Origin of the sequence: Aurantibacter crassamenti (assembly GCF_016811105.1) — a bacterium.
GTDB lineage: Bacteria > Bacteroidota > Bacteroidia > Flavobacteriales > Flavobacteriaceae > Aurantibacter_A > Aurantibacter_A crassamenti.
The window spans coordinates 1,057,374-1,074,105 of sequence record NZ_JAFBGM010000001.1; the positions used below are offsets into that span (position 1 = coordinate 1,057,374).

A 16,732-nucleotide genomic window follows, 5' to 3' on the forward strand; every position below is an offset into this window, starting at 1 on the left:
CATATTAATGGAATACTATAATTATATAAAAGCTCTGCATTTAATTTTCGTGATAACGTGGTTTGCAGGCTTGTTCTATATTCCACGATTATTTATTTATCATATTGAGGCCTCAGAGAAACCATCCCCAGAAAAAGAAATTTTATCAAAGCAGTTGCAATTAATGTCTAAGCGCTTGTGGTACATTATTACGTGGCCCTCGGCTATTTTGGCAATTCTGTTTGCCGTTTGTCTTCTAATTTTAATGCCACAATTATTAGAACAACCTTGGATGCATGTGAAACTGGCTTTCGTGGTATTATTACTTATTTACCATTTAAAAACACACCAAATTTTTGGACAATTACAACACAATGAAATTAAATACACTTCTAATTTCATGCGTATCTGGAACGAAGGCGCTACACTTATTCTTTTCGCAATAATATTCTTGGTGACATTGCGAAGTGCTCTTAATTGGATTTATGGTGTTATTGGTATATTTGTTTTTGCTGTTATTTTGATGTTGGCCATTAAGCTCTACAAGAGAATTCGCGAAAAAAATCCTGAGGCTTAGAAAGTTCATCATTTGTAGTTATTGCTATTTGAAGGTATATGTGATGCTTAGGTTTGAACTTATAATGGCTTGATATTTGCTACCTTTGAGTTCAAATAGTCCTTAGCTTGTTCAAAAAATTCTCACTTCGATCGCGCATATTTGTTACCATGATTTTGTTGGTGGTCATTGCTTCTGTTTTGATTTTGGGCATTACTATTTACCAGTTTCGTGAGATAAACATTGATTATCATAAGGTTCGTTTGGTTAAAAAGGAAAATCAAATCAAGCAAAGTGTAAGCTATACTTTACAGCAAACTACCTACCCTGTTACTACTGAGAATTTGAATCATATTTTTAGAGATGAAATTTACCGCATTGCCGATGTGCAAAATGTAAATTTCAATATTTACGACTTAGATGGTCAACTGATAAAAAGTTCTAAGACACAGTTTGAAAATGATTCCATTTCTACTTGCTTAAATCCAGAGGTGTTAAATAACCTTGAAACTAGCGTTGACAAAAGATATGTTGAGCATAATACTGCTGTTGGTGATCGTTACCAAGCCTCTTATATTTATATCAATGATTTAAAATTCAAGCCTATTGGTATTTTAAATTTACCATACTTTGAAGACAATTCTTTTAACGATAAAGAACTAAGAGAGTTTTTAATACGCTTGGCTTGGGTGTATTTGTTAATGATGATAATTGCCATTGGTTCGGCTTATTTTGTTTCAAAATATATTACAAGGTCTTTGCAAACCGTGTCAGATATGTTAACGAATACGGACTTAACAGCGCATAATCAAAAGATATTTGTAGAGAACCCAAGTGAAGAAATTGGTAATTTAATTACGTCATACAACGCCATGATTGATGAGCTTGAACAAAGTGCAGCCAAATTAGCGCGAGGTGAACGTGAACAAGCTTGGCGTGAAATGGCAAAGCAAGTGGCACATGAAATAAAAAATCCACTCACACCTATGCGTTTAAGCGTTCAGAGTTTTGAGCGAAAATTTGACCCTAACGATCCAGATGTTGAATCTAAAGTTGCAGAGTATTCTAAAACACTGATTCAACAGATAGATATAATGAGTAATATAGCTTCTGCATTTTCAAATTTTGCTGAAATGCCAGCACAGCAAAATGAAACGCTAAATGTGGTTAAAATTATAAAACTTGCGTTGGATATTTTTAATGAGAATTATATAAATTTTCATTCTGAAGAGGACGAAATTATTGCCAAATTAGACCGTACTCAGCTTATTAGAGTTGTAACTAATTTGGTTAAAAATGCTATTCAGGCTATGCCAGAAGTTGAAAACCCTAACATCACAGTAACTGTTTCATCAGAAGATGAAATGGTAAAAATTGCTGTGGCCGATAACGGAATTGGTATTGCCGAAGAATTAAAAGAAAAAATATTTGAACCTAAATTCACCACAAAATCAAGTGGCATGGGTCTTGGCTTGGGTATGGTTAAAAATATTGTTGAAACCTATAAAGGTGATATTAAAGTAGAATCACGAGAGGGAATTGAAACTATTTTTACAGTGCGTTTTCCAAAATCACCTAAAGTTTAATTAGAAAATTTTTCAGATGAGCTATAAAAATTTGTCAGTAGAATACGATGATACTACCGCAATTGTGACTATTAATCGTCCAAAGAAATTAAATGCATTAAATAGTGAAACTATTCAAGAATTGCATGAAGCCTTTGAAGAATTAGATGCCGAGAAAGATACCTTAGTAATTATTTTAACGGGTAGTGGAGAAAAGGCATTTGTGGCAGGTGCTGATATTTCTGAGTTCTCAGATTTTTCAATTGATGAAGGTGCTGAGTTGGCCGCTAACGGACATAAGATATTATTCGATTTTATTGAAAATCTTTCTACTCCGGTTATTGCAGCCGTAAATGGTTTCGCACTTGGTGGTGGACTTGAATTAGCAATGGCATGTCATTTTAGAATTGCTAGTGATAATGCAAGAATGGGGCTACCCGAAGTTTCGTTAGGCTTAATACCTGGGTACGGAGGTACGCAACGTTTGCCACAATTAATTGGCAAGGGTAGAGCAATGGAATTGATTATGACAGCTAGCATGATTGATGCAAACAGCGCGCTTGATTATGGTCTAGTTAATCATGTTGTTTCACAAGAAGATTTGTTGCCTCATTGTATAGAAATTGCTGAAAAAATTGCAAATAATTCTCCAGTTGCCATTTCGCATGCAATAAAAGTAGTAAATGCTGGTTTTAAAACTAATGTGAACGGTTATAAATCTGAGATTGAAGCCTTTGGAGAATGTTTTGGTACCGCTGATTTTGAAGAAGGTACTACTGCATTTTTAGAAAAGCGAAAAGCAGAATTTCCCGGAGAATAATAACAACCAAAGCACCTACTTATGAAATTACGAAAAGGCATTGCCCTGATACTTTTACTTGCAATTTATTGTGTTTCTAATGCACAAGAAATCCCTTTAGAATATACTTTTGGCGAAAAATATAACGACAGGTATAAATACTCTAACCTTTTAACTATAGGCGATAACGAGTCAGGTGGTACTCTTTTAGTGCGAGCCTATTATACCGGCATGGTATTGCGACCAAAAGGTTATTTTATTGAAAACTATGACAAAGATCTTAACTTAGTTTCGGAGTTTAATTATAAACTCAAGAATTCTAATTTTGTAGAAGGTTATGTGCGAAATGGTCAAATTTATTTATTGTTTTTAGATTATAATATCGGTACTGAATCTTATGATTATGTAGTGCATAGAAGTCCGATGGATGAATTTAATTTTACTGAAGAAACAATATTATCAATAAAATCAGACCCAGTTAGAGAGCCTTTAGGTAGAAATTATTACAATCGAAAATTTACATCAGGTTTTACGTCATCGGTATTATTTAATGATGAAAAATCAGCTTTTGTTATCAGTACCCATTTTAAGAAAGGTAAAATTGATCAGCATTTAATTCATCTATACAATGCCAGTCTTGATAAATTAATGACGTACGATTTCTCTGAAACCGCTGAAGAAAAGAACTATTCTTTTGAGAACGTTGTTTTTTCGCAAGATTTAGATGAGGTATATATTGTTGGTAAGGCATATTTTAAGAAAAGACGTTTTACTGCTAAAGAACGTAAGTTTCAATATGAGATGATACAAATCACCAGAAACGGTGCCTTAACTCAGTCTTTTGATGATTTTAGTAGGTTTTCTGAAGGTTTAAAACCCATCATGAAAAACGGAAAATTATTTTGTGTTGGTTTCTATGCCGACAGAAAAGATGATCGTTATAATGGGCTGTCTTATTTTGAAATGAACCCATTAACACTTGAACTTAAAACAAAAAAATACAATCCGTTTTCAGATCAATTTATGAATGACAAGTTTGGTCGTGAAGGGGATAAGGAAATTAAGAATCTCGTTTTTAAAAACTTAAGTATTACTAATGATGGCTCAATACTGTTTAATGCTGAAGAGTTTTTTGTTACCAATAGCGTGCAATCTAATTCTAGTGGTGGCCGAGTAAAAGTTGAGCGCTTTCATCATAATGATATTGTTTCGGCTAAATTAAATGCCTCAGGTGATATAGTTTGGGTTCGAAATATAAATAAGGCAGAAGTAACTCAAGGTGATGGTGCTTATGCATCATACAGTTCATATGTAAAAGAAGGTAAGACCTATTTCTTTATCGCAACTTCAGCTGAAAATCCGCAGTTAATGTCAGGTGAACGTTTGTTATTCAAACAAGGGTTAAGTAGAAACCGCAATATATTCACTATTCAACTTGATGAAAACGGAAAAATCAGTTTTGAAAAACTAATTGATGACAAAGAAGCAAGATTGCCGCTAATGGTCAACATACCATTAATTAATACTGATAAAGATCAGTTGCTTTTCTACGCAAAACGTGGTACAAAAAAGCAACTAGTAAAAGTAGGGTTTAAGCCTTCCGCTATTGGAGCTTCAAAATAGTTGTATCTCTAATACGTCATAGTAAGTATTCTAGATTTTATTTTCACTGTAGTGTTAACCTTTTAGAAGTTTAAACACTAACAGTCAAATAAAATATTAAAACTAGAATTATGAGAAAACTATCTATTTTGGTGGCATTCACCTTTTTGACTATTGTATCTGTATCAGCACAAGATTTTGCTTTTGGCGTTAAAGGAGGACTAAATCTTGCATCTATTGGCGGAAATTCATATGCAAGTCTTGGCGGCATAAGTTCTAAAGTTGGCTTTCATATCGGCGGTGTTGTTGAAATTCCTATTTCAGAAAAAATGGCCGTTCAGCCTGAACTTCTCTATTCTTCACAAGGTAGTAAATGGTCTTATTACGGCTCAGGCAACAATTTAAACTTAGATTACGTCAATTTGCCAGTTCTGGCTAAATATTATGTAATTAAAGGTCTTAGTGCTGAAGCAGGGCCATTGGTTGGACTATTACTTTCAACAAATGCTGCTAAAGAAGATTTTAAAAGTTTAGACATTGCATTTGGTATAGGCGCTTCCTATAAAATTGGTGACAATCTTTTCGCGGGCTTGCGTTACAATAAAGGTATTATGAACGTCAATAATGATGCAACGTATAACGGCACCAATCAAAACAATGTTTTTCAAGTTTTTGCAGGATATGCTTTTTAAAATTCGATTGTGTCAGGGTTTGCTTAGAATCCAGGTTTGCCATTCCATTCGCCATAGAACTGTTCAAGGTAATCCAACATAAATTGATGCCTCTTTTCGGCAAGTTTTCTTCCAGCATGCGTTTTTAAACTGTCTTTTAAAAGAAGCAGTTTTTCGTAGAAATGATTAATGGTAGGCGCTGAAGATTTCTTGTATTCTTCTTTAGTCATGTTGAGGTTTGGTGCTATGTCAGGATCATAGAGTTTCCTGTTTTTAAATCCACCATAATTAAAGGCTCTAGCAATTCCAATTGCACCAATAGCATCAAGACGATCAGCATCTTGAATTACAAACAGTTCATTTGAACTGAATGGTTTTTTTGACTTGGTAAGACTATTTTTAAAAGAGCAATTTTCAATAATTTTTACAACATGGTCAATGGTTTTCTTAGGTACATTTAAAGACTTTAGGAAATCTTTGGCCATTTTGGGGGCAATAGTTTCATCACCATTATAGAATTTTGCATCGGCAATATCATGTAATAACGCGCCTAAGCCTACTACTAAAATATCTACATTTTCATCCTTTGCAATAAGTAATGAATTGTTGTAGACTCTCTGAATATGAAACCAGTCATGCCCACCTTCAGCATTCTTTAAGGTTTCTTTTACAAAGAGTATAGTTTGATCTATAATGTCAGAATCGCTCATTTTAAGATTTTATTCAATGCTAGAAACCACTTTACGTTCAATTTGAATTATGAAATCATCAAGGTCTTCAGACCTTTCTAAAGGAGGGTGAACTTTAAACTTTAAGTGATTACCAATGCCCATGGGAAATTTGCCATAACGTAATAATTTCCACGAATTATTAATACTAATGGGTACTATTAATGCAGATGGAGCTGTTTTCATGAGAATTTTGAGTCCGGTAGGGCGAAAGTTTTGTGGCTGGCCATCTCTACTTCTGGTACCTTCAGGAAATATTACCGCACTTCTTTTGTGTTTTTCTATATACTGGCCGAGTTTGGCAATCTCTCTTAGGGCTTGTTTGTTATTATTTCGATCTATTAAAACTGATCCTGCATGACGCAAATTATACGAAACACTAGGTATGCCTTTACCAAGTTCTTGTTTGCTTACAAATTTGGGATGATGTTTTCGCATGTGCCAAATTATCGGAGGAATATCAAACATACTCTGGTGGTTGGCAACAATAATCAGTGGTCTGTCAGTGGGTAGGTTATTGTTATTTTTAAAAGAATAGCTAGTACCTAGTAGATTTGTGCATAGCATAAGGCAGCGATTCATAAGCGCTACTGAAAAACCATGAGCTTTATAACCAATAAGTTTGTGGCAAAACATTTGTATCGGATGAAACACTAAAAGTATTAATCCGAAGAAAAAAATGAATATAGGTGTTAAAATGTAGGCTAATACTTTTTGCATACCCAAAAATAAAAAACCGCTTCGAGAGAAACGGTTTTTGTATAATTTTTCTACACTCATCTTGAGTGTGATTGAGTCTTAACAGAATTCGTTATAAGCTTCCATTAAGTTCTCAGCTATCATTTCAGCTGGTCTACCTTCAATGTGGTGACGTTCAATCATGTGAACTAATTCACCATCTTTAAACAACGCCATGCTTGGTGATGACGGAGGAAAAGGCAACATCATACTTCTTGCCATATCAACCGCCTCAGTATCAACGCCAGCAAAAACGGTAACAAGATTGTTAGGTTTTTTAGCATTCTGAAGGCTTATTTTAGCTCCTGGTCTAGCGTTAGCAGCAGCACAGCCACAAACTGAATTGACAACAACTAAAATAGTACCATCTTGATTGATTGCACTTTTGACCGCATCGGCCGTATATAATTCTTCAAATCCGGCTGAGGCCAAATCTTCTCTCATTGGTTTTACTAATTCTGCAGGATACATATGTTTTGTTTTTATAAGCGATTTCAAAGATACTTAATTTGTCGTATTACATGGGTGAACCTTAACATTTCATTCTCAATTATAAATTGTCTCTTGTGAGGGAGTTGTATCGGGCTTATCTTTGGTCAAATTTTATTTTAATGATTAAGTGGTTTGCAGCTATATTGGGTTACTTTGTTTTTCGTTTTCCAGGCGCAATTGTGGGGTATCTATTGGGTAGTTTTTTTGATAACATGAGTTCTAGTGGAGGCGGTGCTAAGTCTATTTTTAGTGATATGACTCGGCAAAGTGTGTCGCCAGCTGATTTTGAATTGAACTTGTTGTCTTTGTGTTCAATAGTTATTAAGGCTGATGGTAAGGTTAGTCAGAGTGAAATGGATTACGTGCGACAATATTTTGTGAGCACCTACGGCAAAGAAAAGTCCAATGCCATTTTTAGAACTTTCAACGAAGTAAACAAAAAGAGAGAAATATCTGCACAACGTATTTGTGCTTTTATGACGCAACGCACGCGTTATGAAGTTCGTTTGCAATTATTGCATTTTTTGTTTGGCATCGCCCAGGCTGATGGTAGTGTAAGTACACCTGAGGTTAATAAAATACGTGAGATTGCTGGTTATTTACGTGTATCGTTACGTGATTTCGAGAGTATAAAGGCTATGTTTATTAAATCGGCCAACAATTCATATAAAATATTAGACATTCAAAAATCAGCTACTGATGCTGAAGTTAAGAAGGCATACCGAACAATGGCCAAGAAATATCACCCAGACCGCGTAAATACGCAAGATGAGGCTATTAAAAAAGGAGCAGAAGAGAAGTTTAAAGAAGTACAGAAAGCCTACGAAACCATTCAGGCAGAAAGAGGTTTGTAAGTATTTCACAGTGACAAGTACGTCGTTCAAAGTATTTATTTTTATTGAATTCTTTACTGCCGTAATTTAGGTGTTCTATGCACAGTCTTGTGTTAAACAGTGAACGAGGATGGAAAATTTTTGGTTTTACATAGAATTAGGATTTTGGCACGTGCTCGATTTTTCGGCATATGATCATATTTTGTTCTTGGCTGCCTTAACCGTACCATTTGTTTTTAAGAATTGGAAGTCAGTATTGCTGCTCGCGACATTATTTACGGTAGCTCATTGTACATCATTGGCATTGTCAGTTTATGGCATTGTTACTATGGATACCACATTAATAGAATTCTTAATTCCGGTGACAATTTGTTTAACCGCAGTATTTAATATCATTTTTGCCAAATCTACTAATGAAAATGGCACTTTTGTACTTCATTTTTTAGCAGCAGGTTTCTTTGGTTTGATTCATGGTTTTGGTTTTTCAAACTATTTTAGAATGTTAATGGCTGAGGAGACTGACAAATTAACTTCGTTGCTTGGTTTTGCTACAGGTATTGAGTTTTCTCAAATAATCATAATTCTAGCTGTTTTAGAGCTGGCACACATTGTACAAACACTATTGTTAGTAGAACGGTCATTTTATATCATTGGTGCCTCAATTTTATTGTTTCTAGTTACAATACCAATGCTATTTGAAACGTTTCCTTGGTAGTAGTTCACTTAATATTATTTGAATATGGTTGTAAGGCTAATTCAAAGCCGGTATCTTAGTCTAATGCTTTACAGCACATACAAATGAGAATTGACAAACAAGTAAAATATGACAGGGCCTATTTACGCATGGCTAAAGAATGGGGTAAACTATCCTTTTGTCATAGAAAGCAAGTAGGAGCAATAATTGTACGTGACCGAATGATTATTTCAGATGGTTATAACGGTACACCAACAGGCTTCGAGAATCATTGTGAAGATGAAGAGGGTTATACCAAGTGGTATGTATTGCATGCTGAGGCAAATGCTATTAGTAAAGTTGCAGCTTCAACGCAATCTTGCGCAGGTGCTACGCTTTATATTACATTATCTCCGTGTAGAGAATGTAGTAAGTTGATTCATCAATCTGGCATAAAACGTGTAGTATATCATAAAGCATATAAAGATAATTCAGGATTACAATTTTTAGAAAAAGCGGGCGTACAGTTAGATTATGTTCCGGTAATTGATAGTGTTGAAAAAACATGAGTAATAAAAACAATTACATTTGGCCAACTGTTATCGCTGCAGCTCTTGCAATCGGTATATTTGTTGGTGGAAAATTGCATTTCACTGATACTCCAGAAAAACTTTTTACCACCAATTCAAAAAAAGATAAACTCAATCGACTTATTGATTACATCGACTATGAATATGTTGATGAGATTAATACGGATAGTATTGTAGATGTTACTGTAAATCAAATACTAGAAAAATTAGATCCACACTCTGTTTATATTTCAGAAAAAGACATGACTAAAGTCTCTGAAAATATGAAAGGAGATTTTGTTGGTATTGGGGTTAATTTTTATACATATAAAGATACCATTTCAGTTATTAGAACTATTGCAAATGGTCCTAGTTCTCTAAGGGGAATCAAGGCTGGTGATCGAATTTTAATGGCCGATGAAGATACACTTTATGGAAAGAATTTGCCGAATGACATGATCATTCAACGCTTAAAAGGTAAGAAAGGTACAGCGGTAAATTTGAAAGTATATCGTAAAGATGAAGACAAAATTTTTGATGTAAAAGTTACGCGAGATATCGTACCTATAAAAAGTGTTGATTCTTATTTTATGCTCACTGATGATATTGGTTATATAAAAATCAATCGTTTTGCAGAATCTACCTTTAGAGAATTTAAAGCGGCGCTTAAAAAGCTGACAAAGCAAGGCGCTAAAAAGTTAACGTTAGACTTGAGAGATAATCCTGGCGGTTATTTAGGCATAGCTGAACAAATGGCTGATGAGTTTTTAAAAGATGGGAAGTTGATTCTCTTTACTAAGAATAAGAAAGGAAAAATCAATAAAATTCATGCAACTGATGATGGTAGCTTTGAAGATAAACCCGTTTATGTATTAATTAATGAAAGATCAGCCTCTGCAAGTGAAATTATAGCAGGTGCTTTACAAGATAATGATATAGGTACTATTGTAGGAAGACGTTCATTTGGTAAAGGTCTTGTGCAACGTGAAATGGATTTAGGTGATGGTTCTGCTGTGAGACTTACAGTATCTAGGTATTACACGCCAACAGGAAGAAGCATACAAAGAGATTATGCCAAAGGGAATAAAGATTATCATATGAACTTTAATGAGCGTTACAGCAATGGTGAAATGATTTCTGCGGATAGTATAAAAGTTGCTGATTCATTAAAATTCACTACTCCAAAGGGTAAAGTGGTTTATGGTGGGGGTGGAATAATCCCTGATGTATTTGTGTCTATTGGTACTAATGAAGAAGAAGCAGTAGAAAGCATGGATAACCTAGGGTTTTTATCCTTCTTTATTTTTGAGCATTTAGATACGCATCGTCAAGATTACAGTAGTTTTTCAAAAGCAGAATATATTAATGATTTTAAAATAGATGACATACTCTTCAATGAGTTTGTTCAATATTCAATTTCTAGAAATTTAAATATGAATTTCTATGATTTTGAAGATAGCATCAAACTATATTTAAAGGCAGCCTTAGCTGAACAATTGTTTGATGAAAACCTACACGCTAAAATTAAAAGTGCTGAAGATTCAATGTTGCAAAAGGTTTTAGAACTTGATAACCCAACGGTTCAGCAAGGTGATGCAGCATTAATTGAAGCTAATAATTAATTCTCATTAATTTTCTTTTCTATTTTTTTTGATGTCATGTATATCAAAAGCAAAACTATAGCGCAAAGCGATGCCACAATGCCAATTATTGCAATGATACTATTACCTTCTAATGGACTTTCAAAATTAACCATTGTTACATTGTAGATAATTAATGCAAAGGCTAATACAATTAAAACAATTGACAAGATTTTACTCATATCACTAGATTTTTGAGATTAAAATAACTCGTTAATATTTGCAGCAAATAACTTAACAGCTATTGCTAATAAAATAACACCAAAAACTTTTCGAATAATATTTACACCACCTGTTCCTAACAATTTAGCAATTCTACCTGAAGATTTTAGTACCAGATAAACAAAGATTGTATTCAGTAAAATGGCTAGAATAATATTTTGAACTTGAAATTCAGCACGTAATGAAAGAATTGAGGTCAAAGTACCAGCGCCAGCTACTAACGGAAAAGCTATCGGTACAATTGATGCTGATTCAGGTTCACTATCTCTGTAAAGCGATATACCTAAAATCATTTCTAGTGCTAAAAAGAAAATAATTAATGAACCTGCAACGGCGAAGCTATTAACGTCAATACCAATAAGGTTGAGAATTCGTTCACCCACAAATAGAAAAGCAATCATAATTATTGCAGAAACAAGAGATGCTCTTTCAGATTTTATATGCCCAACTTTTTCTCTAAGTCCGATGATAATAGGTATACTTCCTAAAATATCAATGACCGCAAAAAGCACCATACTCGCCGTAATTACCTCTTTAAAATCAAAACGCATAACACTATTTTTAACGCTGCAAATTTACGTTATAAACTAAACGTAGATTAGCAGTTCACAGAAATCTTTTACTGGCGTTAACTTTATAAAAAAGTATATTTGTTTTCTTATTACATGAATATGTTCCAGATAGGAAAAACCATTGTTTCGGAAGAAATTATAGAGAAAGATTTTGTTTGTAATCTTAATGCATGCAAAGGTGCTTGTTGTATAGATGGTAATGCAGGAGCCCCATTAGAAGACAAAGAAACCGAGATTCTTGTAGATATTTATTCTCGTGTTAAGCCTTTTTTAAGACCTGAAGGAATAGCTGCTATTGAAGATCAAGGAGCTTTTGTAAAAGGAGACGATGGCGAATGGGAAACACCCTTGGTTAACGAAAGTGAATGTGCTTATGTCATTTTTGATGAAAAGAACATTACAAAATGTGGCATAGAAGAGGCATATAATCAAGGCGCCATACCGTGGAAAAAGCCAGTATCATGTCATATGTATCCGGTACGGGTACGTGAATATACTGAGCTAACTGCTGTTAATTATCACAAATGGGAAATCTGTGATCCGGCATGCTCATTAGGGGCAGAGCTAAAAGTGCCAATATTTAAATTTGTAAAAGAGGCGTTGATACGTAAGTTTGGCAAAGTATGGTATGCTGAACTTGAAAAGGTAGCTGAAGAGTTGAATTCGTAATTCGTATTATACCGTTGGTAAATGCAACACCACCTTTGTGCCTGAAGCTATTCCATCATCATCGTATAAGTCAATCATTTCTACATTAAATGAATTTTGGTAATCTCTTGAGAAATTTGCCAGTCGTTCTTTAGTAATATCAATACCGACTGATTTTCGCTTTAGAACTTTACTTTCTTTTAGTTTTTCAGCAGCCTCACGGCCAATTCCGTTATCAGTGATTGAAATGTTGATGTATTCGTTTTCTTCTTTTGTTACAACTAATATTATATTTTTTTCTCCGTCTTTAGAAGAAAGTCCGTGCCAAAGCGCATTTTCTAAAAAAGGCTGTAAAATCATAGAAGGAATTTTAATTAAATGAGGGTCAACAGCTTCATCTATTGTGATTACAAAATTAATTTCATTAGAAAATCTAATGTTTTCAATGTTCATATATAATTCAACCGTTTCTAGTTCTTCTGCTAAAGGAATTTCTTTTAAAGAAGAAGATTCTAAAATTTTACGAATAAGTTTTGAAAATTTATTGAGATAATAAACGGCATTTTTTTGTTCATTATTTATAATATAAAGCTTAATTGAATTCAACGAATTGAATAAAAAATGTGGATTCATTTGACTTCGCAACATACTTTGTTCTAAGGTCAATACTTTCTTTTCATTGTTAAGCTGATATTGTCGGTAGAGAATATAAAAAATACCAGCAAGCAGTGCTAAGGCAATTCCACTAATAAGAAGAACAGTTTTATTTTTTTTGAGTTCTAATTTTACTAGTTCATTTTCTTGAGCTAAAAGTTGTATTTGGCTACTCTTTTTTTCAGAATCATAACGTGTGATTACATCGGTGACGTAGCGTAAGTTTCGATCATTAGATATTTGCTCATCGTACTGCTTGTAAATTTTAAAGTAATTGAGACCTTTTTCAAAATCACCTAATTCTATCCATAAGCTTGATAGATATGCATTTGCTTCAGACAATGCACTTGGTATATTATGTTTATGCGCCAACGCTATACTCCTTAAAAGGTAAGTTTTGGCCTCTTCATGTCGATCGAGGTATATTAATGTCCAGCCAATATTTATTTGTAAAGCAGTAAGTATTTCAATGTCTCCCAATTTCTTCGCGCCAGGAAGCAGCGGCTCAAGTAAATCAAGACCTTTTTGAGGATTACCCTCATGCACATAAATATGGGCAATGCTGTACTTGCAGATTATTCTGCCTCTATCTGAATCAATTTCTTCGTTATAGGCTAAAGAAGTTCGATGATGCATTAGTGCCTCTTCCAATTTGCCCTGAGCCTCATAACATTCCCCAATGTTCTGATGGTTTATTGCCAAACCTAGCTTGTTACCCAACTCTTCATCTAATTCTAATGATCTTTGAAAATTTTCAATAGCGAGATCATATTGCTCTAAAGTTCTATAAATGTTGCCAATATTGTTCAATGAAACATTAATGCTTCTTCTGATTCCTACCGAAGGTTCTTTAACTGATTCAGCCAATTCTAGTGCTTCTTGGCTGTAATCTAAAGCCGATTTTATAGCATCTGTTCTGCGAAAAACAACGCTTTGCATATTTAAGCTATATACCTTGAATTCAAGACTATTCGCTTCGGTTGCCACTTCTAACGCTTCTTTATGAAGAACCAATGCTTTCGAATATTCTGATAAATTTCGATACCTTCTACCAAGATGGTTTAGGGCATAGGCTTGACCTATTAGATATTTTTTTTTAGCAGCTGTATTCGCTAAATAGCGCATAAGAATGGTGTCTTTCTGATGCGATCCTAGAATGTGTTCAAGATCTAAATAAGTTTGAGGTTGTATTGAAATAACACTATCGACCGTTTTTTGAAATGTTTCAGGTATCAGCTGCGAATGCCCTTTTATATAAACAAGGAGTACTAAGAAAAATAAGAGATTTTTAAAGGGAAACATTTGAAACGGTTTTGATTTTACTACCATAGGTTTTGTTTAATTAGCCAATGGCAATTATATCATATCAAGAAAATCTGATTTTTTTTGTCGTGAAACAGGTATTTTGTGATTTGAAGTTAGTACAACATAACCATCAGTCTTGAGAAATTCTTTAACCTTTTGAAGATTAATTATATATGAATTATGGATTCTAAAAAATGAATCTAGAGGTAACAAATCGTTTACCTCTTTCAATTTTTTAGTTAGTACAATTTTATGACCATCTACTAAGTAAATTGTACTATAATTTCCGTCAGATTCAGCATAAAGTATTTCTTCACTTTCTAAGAATAGTAATTTACCATCTGTATTTATAGTAATCTTCTTATGAATGGTATTCGCATTAAAATTCACTAAAATCTCATCGAGTTTTTCAACAGTGAAATTCTTCTTGTTGTACTTTTTTATTTTAATTATGGTGTCTTTTAAATCATCTGTATCAATGGGCTTTAATAGATAATCAATGGCTTCATTTTTCAATGCTTTAATTGCGTATTGATTATAAGCGGTGGTAATGACTACTGGAAATTCTTTATTTCTTAATTTTTGAATGAATTGAAAACCATCCATTTTTGGCATTTCAATATCTAAGAATAAGCAATCAGGTGTATTTCTATCTAAATAATCTAGTGCTTCATGCGGATTTGTAAACGACGCGCTCACATTAATTTCATCGCTAAAATTGGTGAGCTCCCAAGTAAGGCTTTGTAGGGCCTTTATTTCATCATCAACGATTACCGCGTTTATCATCTGATATACTTTAGAGAAAGATAAACAAAAATAAAGTTACCTTTTTTCATATTTTTAAAAGATGTACCAATTGAGGTGATTTTGGTATAGTTGGTAGAAAAACAGCTAAAATTGGAAAAAAAGTAGTCCTTTACTTACAAAGTATTATAATCGAATTGTTCGGTTTATAATAATGTTCAAATTTGGGTAATGATTTGTGTCATTCATACAGAAAAAAGACCCATTTACACAATATAAAATAGTGTGCGAATTAGCTTCTTTTAACTTAGTACTAATGTAAGTTGTTGGTTTTGACACTGGTTGTGTTACTAAATTTTAGTTTTTAAGAACTAATAAATGGTCTAATGAAGAAATGCATAATAATGTTAGCAGTGCTTGTAGTAGCCTTGATATTATCAATGTTTATTGAAAATAGAGAAGTAGCAATGACCGAAAGTATGATGGCTATTAATGAAATTAATGACGAAATGGGTGATTTTAAAGATTAATACATTTTTAAAAATATGTATTTTTGAAATTCCCCCCGGTAATTTAGAGAAACTAGAAAGTTGAGTTCCCCATGAGTAGCATGATGGGGTATTGCACTTTTGTAAGATATTTATGGAACTGCCAATCCAACTAGGTACGGTCTAGAATCATGTTATGATTAAGAACATGTGTTTGACCATCTGATGAATTGCCACATTATGGGCGCCAAACCAAACTTGTTTGTTTTGGTGTTTGTTCGATTATAGGTTTCGGGGGAACTACCTAAGTCAGCACCATTTGAGGTATATCGAAATCGATGCATCAGAAAGGCCGTACGGCTTGGCGGTATCATTTAAAAAATCAACTTATTTAATAGGTAGTCGAATTTTAAATTCGACTTTTTTTTGTTCATTATCGAACTACAAATCAATAGTTTCAAACTCCAATTAAACTTTTAATTCTCTAATTTTTCGGGATACCCATTTTTATAGTGAAAAATTATTTATTTAAAATGTTAACCTAATTATAGTTTTCTAACATTAATGTTTGTTAAGTCTTTCTGAGAAAGAAATACTATTAAAATTAATTGTTTAACTAAATAATAATAATCATGAAAGGTATCAAAAGACAAACGCTACTTGTTGGGTGTACATTAGCTTTAATGTTAACATTTGGTTGTAGTAAGGACAATCCATTAAATCCACTTGGCAATTGTTACGATGGCAATTGGGCTGCACAATATACAAATGAATTGCAAGTATGGTCAGCCGCCGCAACAGCATATAACGAAAATCCTAATGTGTCAACTTGCGCAGATTATAAAAATGCAGCTAAAGCGTATTTAGATGCTTTAGAAAATATCTATGATTGTGTACCTACAGCCAATAGAAGTGAATTTGATCAAGAGATAAATGAGGCAAAAGCTGAAATTGATAGTGAAGATTGTAATAGCTAATGCGTGTGCTTTAGTTTTAGCATTTTTACAACTGTTCGCTTGCCGACGATACAATTTTATTATCCATTCATACAATTTAGAGTTGTCTTCTAAAACCTTGTATTTAAATTGTTTATGTATAGTTAAAAGCTAAATTTAGATTCTTTCCTCCAAACTGTGCCCTACGATTAAAGTGCAGTCAATTAGAAACTGCGAATTATAAAAAACATGTGATTGAGCGCATTTAGTAAGAGTGCACTTTAGTAATAACAAGTATTAACGTTTGATGGTCTTAAGT

General features: G+C 33.5%; 19 protein-coding genes. 12 read left to right on the forward strand and 7 right to left on the reverse strand.

Annotated elements, in window-relative coordinates; translation table 11 throughout:
- Nucleotides 1-7: 7 nt before the first annotated feature.
- The 5 genes from JQC67_RS04370 to JQC67_RS04390 all read left to right on the forward strand — a co-directional run bounded on the left by JQC67_RS04370 (nt 8) and on the right by JQC67_RS04390 (nt 5,193).
- Nucleotides 8-556, forward strand: a complete 549-nt coding sequence (locus tag JQC67_RS04370) for a CopD family protein (RefSeq protein ID WP_203251639.1) — start codon at nt 8-10, stop codon at nt 554-556.
- A 149-nt stretch (nt 557-705) separates the two neighbouring features.
- Complete coding sequence (locus tag JQC67_RS04375; RefSeq protein ID WP_203253182.1) at nt 706-2,121, forward strand: sensor histidine kinase; 1,416 nt, start codon at nt 706-708, stop codon at nt 2,119-2,121.
- Between the two features lie 16 nt (nt 2,122-2,137).
- The gene (locus JQC67_RS04380) at nt 2,138-2,920 is read left to right on the forward strand and encodes an enoyl-CoA hydratase/isomerase family protein (protein WP_203251640.1); all 783 of its coding nucleotides are present in this window, start codon (nt 2,138-2,140) and stop codon (nt 2,918-2,920) included.
- 21 nt (nt 2,921-2,941) lie between these two features.
- On the forward strand, nt 2,942-4,522 hold the full coding sequence (locus tag JQC67_RS04385) for a hypothetical protein (protein ID WP_203251641.1): 1,581 nt from the start codon (nt 2,942-2,944) through the stop codon (nt 4,520-4,522).
- 110 nt (nt 4,523-4,632) lie between these two features.
- Nucleotides 4,633-5,193, forward strand: coding sequence for a porin family protein (locus JQC67_RS04390; protein WP_203251642.1), 561 nt, complete (start codon nt 4,633-4,635; stop codon nt 5,191-5,193).
- 23 nt (nt 5,194-5,216) lie between these two features.
- Here JQC67_RS04390 and JQC67_RS04395 read toward each other — a convergent pair whose 3' ends face one another.
- The 3 genes from JQC67_RS04395 to JQC67_RS04405 form a co-directional block, all read right to left on the reverse strand.
- Nucleotides 5,217-5,882: an HD domain-containing protein gene (locus tag JQC67_RS04395; RefSeq protein WP_203251643.1), complete on the reverse strand. Its 666-nt coding sequence runs from the start codon at nt 5,880-5,882 to the stop codon at nt 5,217-5,219.
- A gap of 9 nt (nt 5,883-5,891) precedes the next feature.
- Entirely contained in the window at nt 5,892-6,620 is a 729-nt protein-coding gene (locus JQC67_RS04400) for a lysophospholipid acyltransferase family protein (RefSeq protein WP_203253183.1), read from the reverse strand.
- A gap of 78 nt (nt 6,621-6,698) precedes the next feature.
- Complete coding sequence (locus tag JQC67_RS04405; protein ID WP_203253184.1) at nt 6,699-7,109, reverse strand: BrxA/BrxB family bacilliredoxin; 411 nt, start codon at nt 7,107-7,109, stop codon at nt 6,699-6,701.
- Nucleotides 7,110-7,249: 140 nt separating this feature from the next.
- Here JQC67_RS04405 and JQC67_RS04410 point away from each other — a divergent pair, with 140 nt between their 5' ends.
- The 4 genes from JQC67_RS04410 to JQC67_RS04425 all read left to right on the forward strand — a co-directional run bounded on the left by JQC67_RS04410 (nt 7,250) and on the right by JQC67_RS04425 (nt 10,827).
- Nucleotides 7,250-7,984: a TerB family tellurite resistance protein gene (locus JQC67_RS04410; RefSeq protein ID WP_203251644.1), complete on the forward strand. Its 735-nt coding sequence runs from the start codon at nt 7,250-7,252 to the stop codon at nt 7,982-7,984.
- A 109-nt stretch (nt 7,985-8,093) separates the two neighbouring features.
- Nucleotides 8,094-8,678 (forward strand): HupE/UreJ family protein, encoded by a 585-nt coding sequence (locus JQC67_RS04415; RefSeq protein ID WP_203251645.1) that lies wholly within the window; start codon nt 8,094-8,096, stop codon nt 8,676-8,678.
- A gap of 83 nt (nt 8,679-8,761) precedes the next feature.
- Nucleotides 8,762-9,205: a deoxycytidylate deaminase gene (locus JQC67_RS04420; protein WP_203251646.1), complete on the forward strand. Its 444-nt coding sequence runs from the start codon at nt 8,762-8,764 to the stop codon at nt 9,203-9,205.
- A complete protein-coding gene (locus tag JQC67_RS04425) occupies nt 9,202-10,827 on the forward strand; it encodes a S41 family peptidase (protein ID WP_203251647.1) in 1,626 nt (541 codons plus the stop codon). Before JQC67_RS04420 ends, JQC67_RS04425 begins: the two co-directional genes overlap by 4 nt.
- Here the strand turns inward: JQC67_RS04425 and JQC67_RS04430 are convergent.
- Nucleotides 10,824-11,027: a hypothetical protein gene (locus tag JQC67_RS04430; protein WP_203251648.1), complete on the reverse strand. Its 204-nt coding sequence runs from the start codon at nt 11,025-11,027 to the stop codon at nt 10,824-10,826. The genes JQC67_RS04425 and JQC67_RS04430 overlap by 4 nt on opposite strands.
- An 18-nt stretch (nt 11,028-11,045) precedes the next feature.
- A complete protein-coding gene (locus JQC67_RS04435) occupies nt 11,046-11,618 on the reverse strand; it encodes a MarC family protein (protein WP_203251649.1) in 573 nt (190 codons plus the stop codon).
- Between the two features lie 120 nt (nt 11,619-11,738).
- Here JQC67_RS04435 and JQC67_RS04440 point away from each other — a divergent pair, with 120 nt between their 5' ends.
- Nucleotides 11,739-12,308, forward strand: a complete 570-nt coding sequence (locus JQC67_RS04440; RefSeq protein ID WP_203251650.1) for a DUF3109 family protein — start codon at nt 11,739-11,741, stop codon at nt 12,306-12,308.
- 6 nt (nt 12,309-12,314) lie between these two features.
- On the opposite strand, the gene JQC67_RS04445 is transcribed toward JQC67_RS04440, so the two are convergent.
- Both JQC67_RS04445 and JQC67_RS04450 read right to left on the reverse strand, forming a co-directional pair.
- Nucleotides 12,315-14,243, reverse strand: coding sequence for a tetratricopeptide repeat-containing sensor histidine kinase (locus JQC67_RS04445; RefSeq protein WP_238934471.1), 1,929 nt, complete (start codon nt 14,241-14,243; stop codon nt 12,315-12,317).
- Nucleotides 14,244-14,297: 54 nt separating this feature from the next.
- Complete coding sequence (locus JQC67_RS04450) at nt 14,298-15,032, reverse strand: LytR/AlgR family response regulator transcription factor (protein ID WP_203251652.1); 735 nt, start codon at nt 15,030-15,032, stop codon at nt 14,298-14,300.
- Nucleotides 15,033-15,376: 344 nt separating this feature from the next.
- On the opposite strand from JQC67_RS04450, the gene JQC67_RS04455 reads away from it, so the two are divergent.
- Nucleotides 15,377-15,520 (forward strand): hypothetical protein, encoded by a 144-nt coding sequence (locus tag JQC67_RS04455; RefSeq protein WP_203251653.1) that lies wholly within the window; start codon nt 15,377-15,379, stop codon nt 15,518-15,520.
- 590 nt (nt 15,521-16,110) lie between these two features.
- Nucleotides 16,111-16,455, forward strand: a complete 345-nt coding sequence (locus tag JQC67_RS04460) for a hypothetical protein (protein ID WP_203251654.1) — start codon at nt 16,111-16,113, stop codon at nt 16,453-16,455.
- Nucleotides 16,456-16,732: the final 277 nt, after the last annotated feature.